The 5,792-nt window shown below is 41.0% G+C and carries 10 protein-coding genes; 9 read left to right on the forward strand and 1 reads right to left on the reverse strand.

Going from position 1 to position 5,792, the window contains the following annotated elements:
• Positions 1 to 14: 14 nt before the first annotated feature.
• Positions 15 to 860, reverse strand: a complete 846-nt coding sequence (locus ACSV5T_RS09625; protein WP_438320961.1) for a tyrosine-type recombinase/integrase — start codon at positions 858 to 860, stop codon at positions 15 to 17.
• Positions 861 to 886: 26 nt separating this feature from the next.
• Here ACSV5T_RS09625 and ACSV5T_RS09630 point away from each other — a divergent pair, with 26 nt between their 5' ends.
• The 9 genes from ACSV5T_RS09630 (at position 887) to ACSV5T_RS09670 (ending at position 5,544) form a co-directional block, all read left to right on the forward strand.
• Positions 887 to 1,276 carry a hypothetical protein gene (locus ACSV5T_RS09630; RefSeq protein ID WP_438320962.1) on the forward strand — a complete coding sequence of 130 codons (390 nt, stop codon included), beginning with the start codon at positions 887 to 889 and terminating at the stop codon, positions 1,274 to 1,276.
• 1 nt (position 1,277) lies between these two features.
• Positions 1,278 to 1,442 (forward strand): hypothetical protein, encoded by a 165-nt coding sequence (locus ACSV5T_RS09635; RefSeq protein ID WP_438320963.1) that lies wholly within the window; start codon positions 1,278 to 1,280, stop codon positions 1,440 to 1,442.
• Entirely contained in the window at positions 1,414 to 1,752 is a 339-nt protein-coding gene (locus ACSV5T_RS09640) for a hypothetical protein (RefSeq protein WP_438320964.1), read from the forward strand. Before ACSV5T_RS09635 ends, ACSV5T_RS09640 begins: the two co-directional genes overlap by 29 nt.
• Positions 1,752 to 3,041, forward strand: a complete 1,290-nt coding sequence (locus ACSV5T_RS09645; RefSeq protein WP_438320965.1) for a hypothetical protein — start codon at positions 1,752 to 1,754, stop codon at positions 3,039 to 3,041. The genes ACSV5T_RS09640 and ACSV5T_RS09645 overlap by 1 nt, the downstream gene beginning before the upstream one ends.
• Entirely contained in the window at positions 3,042 to 3,872 is an 831-nt protein-coding gene (locus tag ACSV5T_RS09650; RefSeq protein ID WP_438320967.1) for a collagen-like triple helix repeat-containing protein, read from the forward strand. It abuts the gene before it with no gap.
• Positions 3,873 to 4,038: 166 nt separating this feature from the next.
• Positions 4,039 to 4,254 carry a hypothetical protein gene (locus ACSV5T_RS09655; RefSeq protein WP_438320968.1) on the forward strand — a complete coding sequence of 72 codons (216 nt, stop codon included), beginning with the start codon at positions 4,039 to 4,041 and terminating at the stop codon, positions 4,252 to 4,254.
• Positions 4,220 to 4,552, forward strand: a complete 333-nt coding sequence (locus ACSV5T_RS09660; RefSeq protein WP_438320969.1) for a hypothetical protein — start codon at positions 4,220 to 4,222, stop codon at positions 4,550 to 4,552. Before ACSV5T_RS09655 ends, ACSV5T_RS09660 begins: the two co-directional genes overlap by 35 nt.
• A complete protein-coding gene (locus tag ACSV5T_RS09665) occupies positions 4,549 to 5,067 on the forward strand; it encodes an N-acetylmuramoyl-L-alanine amidase family protein (RefSeq protein WP_438320970.1) in 519 nt (172 codons plus the stop codon). The genes ACSV5T_RS09660 and ACSV5T_RS09665 overlap by 4 nt, the downstream gene beginning before the upstream one ends.
• Before the next feature lie 3 nt (positions 5,068 to 5,070).
• Positions 5,071 to 5,544 carry a hypothetical protein gene (locus tag ACSV5T_RS09670; protein WP_438320971.1) on the forward strand — a complete coding sequence of 158 codons (474 nt, stop codon included), beginning with the start codon at positions 5,071 to 5,073 and terminating at the stop codon, positions 5,542 to 5,544.
• Positions 5,545 to 5,792 lie beyond the last annotated feature (248 nt).

Here is a 5,792-nt window from a genome sequence, read left to right on the forward strand (position 1 = left end):
TCCCCACTGGGGAGTTATTTTAATAATTCTATCGTTTTACGTAATTCACGAATGGTTTTGTGCGTATACACCCTGGTAGTGATATCGCCTTGTTTATGGCCTAGTAAGGAGCGTAACGTGTTAGGTGGCGCAACCGCATCAAGTAAACTGGCGAATGTGTGCCTGGTATCGTGGATAGTATGCTTACAGTTAAGCTGTTTCATAACACCCTGGAAATGCTTACGGAATGATGTGTAGCTGATAGTGAATAGATAATCGCTAGTATGTAGCTGCTCTATTATAGGCATGATGCGGTGATGAATGGGAATGATGCGGCCTTCACCGGCTTTCGTTTTAGCGTGTCTCACGATAAGGTATGATGATCGTCTATTGATATCTTGCCTGCGTAAATTAAGTAGCTCACCGATACGTAATCCGGTGTAGAGCAGTATTAGAATCATATGGGAATAAGAAGTGTCTATTGCCCATAATTTGTTGATTTGTTGGCGAGTGAATAATCTCCTTTTAATCGTAGGTATGTTGGGTCCTAGATTTAGATGCTGGGCGTAATTAGTGATAGGGTAATCTTTAATGATTGCGTAATTTAACAATTGATTAAGTAACGTGCGGACTTTCTTACATGATGAGTAGGAAAGTCCTTTTACGTGCATGGAATTAATCACATTTTGAAGGTGCTGAAAATGAATATCCGTGATAGGCATATCCGCTATGTTGGATATGTGTTTAAAAGCAATGCGATAAGACTTAACAGCGCTATCAGAAATAGACTGAGAGTGAATAGGCAACCACTCGTTAAATAGTTGCCTTAATGTAATGGTATTGCGTTGTCTACGTTTTAGCATAACAGCGTAACGGCGCATAATTTCACCTCCGAAAGGATATTACTATGAATCAATATGTTTTTATTTTAAATGACAAAGGGGAGCGTATTACATCCCTGTGTGATAACACGTTGAGCCGTGATGATATTATGGCGCAAGCTGAACACGATTACCCAAATGCGCAATATGTGTATTCTACAGATGGTGACGCAATGCTTGATGAATTTATGAGCGGTAAAGCGTATGTAGACGGAAAATTCGTTGCACCTGATCCGTATGTTCCTACAAAGGAAGATAAAATTAACGCTATTAAATCTGAGTACGAACCGCGATTTAAATCATTAGAAAAAGCTCAACTCGGGTTGCTATTGATGGGCAAACCTACTACGGCTATTATCGCACAGTATCTTAAATTAAGTGACGAAATGGTAACACGTATTAAGGAGGTGCTGTAATATGTCTAAATTTATCGGAGAAAGTAAAGTACCGGTTATGGAATTTTGTGAGTACTGCTGGGAAGTACTTAACGAAGACGGCACTTGCCCAACTGAGGGCTGTGTTCATAACGAATTAATGGACGAGGGCAACGAAGATGAAACTACCGGTTCTGCACAACTTTAATGCAATCAAAGGGGAAGTGATTTCTCTTAACATTGGTTATAACAATGTTGTAGCAAGTGAAAGTCTGTTCGCCTGTGTTCGTAAATATGCTGATAGCGAAGATTATAAAGCAAAGTTTGGTATTGGTGTATCCGAGGACGATTTAGAAGCCAATGAGGTTTGTAAAATCGCCCTTTCTTTAGATACAAACGGTTTAGCAGTCGGTAAATATCAATGGGACTTATTCTTATGGAACGGCGACCGCCCTATTAAATGCCTTGTTAAGGGTCAAGTTAATGTAATCGAAGGTATCAGTAATAGGGGGAAATAATGGACGAACTACACATTTACGAAGATAAAGAAACGATCAACGTAAAAGACGATACTCAAATTATTAAATTACAAGGACCAAAGGGAGACCCAGGACCGCAGGGTCCTCCTGGCCCTCCAGGACCACAGGGCGAAACTGGTGAAAGAGGTCCTGCTGGTGATGTAGGTCCACAAGGGCCTAAAGGTAATGATGGCCAAGCAGGTCCAAAAGGTAATGATGGTATTCAAGGCCCTGTTGGTCCAATTGGTCCTATTGGTTTAACTGGTCCAAAAGGAGACCAAGGGGAACGAGGTCCTATTGGTCCAAAAGGTGAACAAGGCAATATAGGTCCTGCTGGTCCGCAAGGGCTACAAGGTATTCAAGGTGTACGTGGCGAAGCTGGTCCACAAGGCCCTCAAGGTATTCAAGGTGAACGTGGTCCAATTGGTCCAATCGGTCCTACTGGTTTACAAGGGCCAAGGGGTGAACGAGGGGAACCTTTTAAAATCAGCTCTATCCAACCATCTGTAGCCGTTATGAATAGCAAAGTCGGAACGTTTGAACAAAACAGTTTAGTCATGGTTCGTTCTAATGATGCAGATAACGGCAAAGTATTTGTTAAAACAGGTACATCTTTAGAGTATTTAACAACCATGAGTGGTGTTAAGGGTGATAAAGGTGATATTGGTCCTCAAGGTCCAATCGGTCCTACTGGTCCACAGGGCCCTATAGGTCCAGCAGGACCACAGGGTTTGCAAGGTAATATAGGTCCTCAAGGCTTACAAGGTAATGTAGGTCCAAAGGGCGAAGCAGGTGAAAGAGGCCCACAAGGTCCTATCGGGCCAGCTGGTCCTAAAGGTGAAAAAGGCGACAATGGTACACAACCAGAACTGACATTTACACTTGCTGAAAATGGCGATTTGTTTGTAGATATTGCTTATTCTTCTAATCCTACAAACAACACTACAAATATTGCCGAAACTAAGACATATGACATTGTGTGGGGTGTTGCACAAGCAGGTGCACCGGGTGCAGGTAGAGGGTATCTTGAATTTAACCCTGCCACGGGATTTGGTAAATTACACTTAGATATGAAAATAACAACCGCTGGTTCTGGTAATGGTGGTGTTTTATGTACATTGCCTGATAATGCACCAGTACCAACACGTTTGTTTGAAGTAACTGTAGATGCAAATAATAATAGCGTTTATGTTGAGCCTAACTCTCGTAATATTAAAGGTTGGGGTGTTGTAGGTAATAACAAACGCTACATTTTGGATATTGTTGGATTTTGGAAAGAGGTAAAATAAATGGCTAGATTTAGATTAGGTAATATTAGAGGTCCTAAAGGTGATAGAGGTGAAGCAGGTCCGCAAGGTCCTGCTGGTCCTATCGGCCCTAAAGGTGATGCTGGCAGTGCAGAAAATGCAGCACAATTATTAAAAGAAAATAATATATGGCTACATGATACTAGCGTAGATACTGTACTTACAAAAGTTATCAAGCTAACAAATTGCTATAATAATTACGCACCAAAAGACCTCGAATATGTTCAACCTTTGGCTGGGCAAACGTATTTAGATCTAAAAGGTGAACCGCATTTCAAAGTGTCTGTAAATGGCGGTGAGAAAATCGAATTTAGTTCTAACAATTTAAGAGTGAATATCGATGCCTTTGGCGAAACGGATATGATAGTTAAATACTTTGACTTAACTGATAGAGAAGCAGGCAGCGTGACTATCCGAGGTGTGACAGTCGATGAAACAGCAGATGAAGAATATCGTGAAAATGGCATTGTATATAAATTAATCGGAACTACTTTGAAGATGAATATTACTGGCAATACAGTTAATGGCAACTTTAAGGATAATCCTAAGAATTGGAATATTACGAAAAAGGTAATTTATGCCAATAGACCAGCAACGCTTAATTTAGGAGATAACTATAACTCATATGGCCCTTACTTTGTAGAAACTCCTGAAAACGTAACGTTTAAAGGGGATAATAACAATATGCGGCTAACAATAGCTACATCAACACAGGCAACCAAAACTCTGGCCTTTGATATGAATACCATTGAATGGGGTGCGGCTAACAATAGCTACATCAACACAGGCATCCAAAACGCTGATCATTTATAATCTGCCATTAGTTAGGACAGAGTAAAGGGGAGGTGCATATCTCATTTGGACATGGCAATTTGAACTAAACGATATTTTAACTACACTCACAATAGTGGGTGTAGTTGCTGGGGCAGGATACAGACTTCTGATCATCCCGCTACTCGAGAAACTGGACCTTCAAAGGATGCAAGATAATTTGATGTTCCAAGAAAAAATGGGCGTGCTTACCGATACGTTGAAGGATTTGAAAGATGAAATCAAACTTTCACGTGAACAACGTACTAAAGCATACACGGAACACGTAAAGCTAACATCTCGTGTCGATGGCATCGAAGCTCGTGTTGATGATATTAAGGAGGAGTTACATGAACATACCACCAAATCTCATCAATACAGTTAAAAAATCATATCAATCTGTTAGGGCGGCAAACTTCCACCCTACAGGTATATTAGCCACACGGGCACTAGTATTTATTATGCTAGTGCCTATTTTATTGGTGGTCACTCAGTATGTTATGTCCTTTATTAGTGGTTATGTATCTGACGAAGCTAATAAGTTGATTAATGTAGGCATTACTATTATTGACCACATATTCATACCTAGTGTCTTAACGGCTATTGTAGGGTTCTTGGGTCTTTGGATAGACCAAAATAACAATGGTATTCCTGACAAATTAGAAGAGGAGGATAAACGATGAAAGTTTTTATTAATCCTGGCCACGATATCAACTTAGATAGTGGCGCAGTTAACCCTGTATATGGTACACGTGAATGTGATGTAGCACGTGATGCGGGCAAAATGTTAGCTCGCTATTTGGAAACAGCAGGATGTGAAGTTAGAACCCTGCAAGATGATGATTTAGGTCTAGTATGTTCTGAATCTGATTCTTGGGGCGCAGATATCTTTGTGTCTCTACACTGTAATGCGTTTAACACGGAAGCTCGAGGAACTGAAACACTGTATAAGTCCTTTAATGGGCAACGATTGGCCAATGATATTCAAAGCCAAATCATCCGCAGCATTAATACAGTAGACCGTGGCGTTAAAAAACGCGATGACCTTTGGGTGCTAAATGGTACAAATGCAACCGCGGTATTAGTTGAAATGGCATTCATTGATAACGAAGAAGATCACGCTATGCTATCCAACGACCTCGATGCTATCGTACGTGCCATTGCTAGGGGGATTACTGACTACGCAGGAGGGGTATAATGTATGACAAAATCAAAGTTTTACTTAATAGCCTTAGTTACCGCCATGCTGTTATCGGTGGTATTGCGCTCCTCTCCGTCTTTTGCTGCTGGTACATCTTCCACGAGCCCAGTGGAAGCAACAATCACGATTCCCTTAACACAGTGGAACGAATTGAAAAGCAACAACGCGAGAGCCTTGAGCTTAATCGAGACATCCAGCACTCCCTTGACAGAAGTGCAGAGCTTAGTCATGAAGCAAAGGGAAGAATTGAACGAAGCACACAATACAATATCGACATTGGAAACAGAATTGATGAAAGCCAAAATGCTGTCCATGAAGCAAGAGGTTACCTTGTCAGAAATGCAGAACTCATTGACCGAATTGAAAGGGCAAATCGACAACGACAAGAGAACAATCAAACGACTACGGATGCAGCGCAACCTATCTCAGATGGTGGGAGCGGGAGCAGTAATCGGAGTAGTGATTCATCGGTAAAGAGGTGATCCAAATATCTCCCTAGCCTTGCGAGGGTGGACGTAAGGCAAGCCCCAGGTAAATACTACCTGGGGCTTTTTGTGTTTGACATCATTTTGACATCAATTTATTAAAAAATATATAGAAATATAGTTAAATGTGATACTACGAAATGCAGTTAAATACTGTGTTTACTGGATTTATCTATAGTGTGAAAATTAACTCTTAATCAGGGTGTCCAGGGTTCGAACCCCTGGTGGTCCACCAAA

The organism is Veillonella sp. ZSJB6 (assembly GCF_051549505.1).
Classification (GTDB): Bacteria; Bacillota; Negativicutes; order Veillonellales; family Veillonellaceae; genus Veillonella.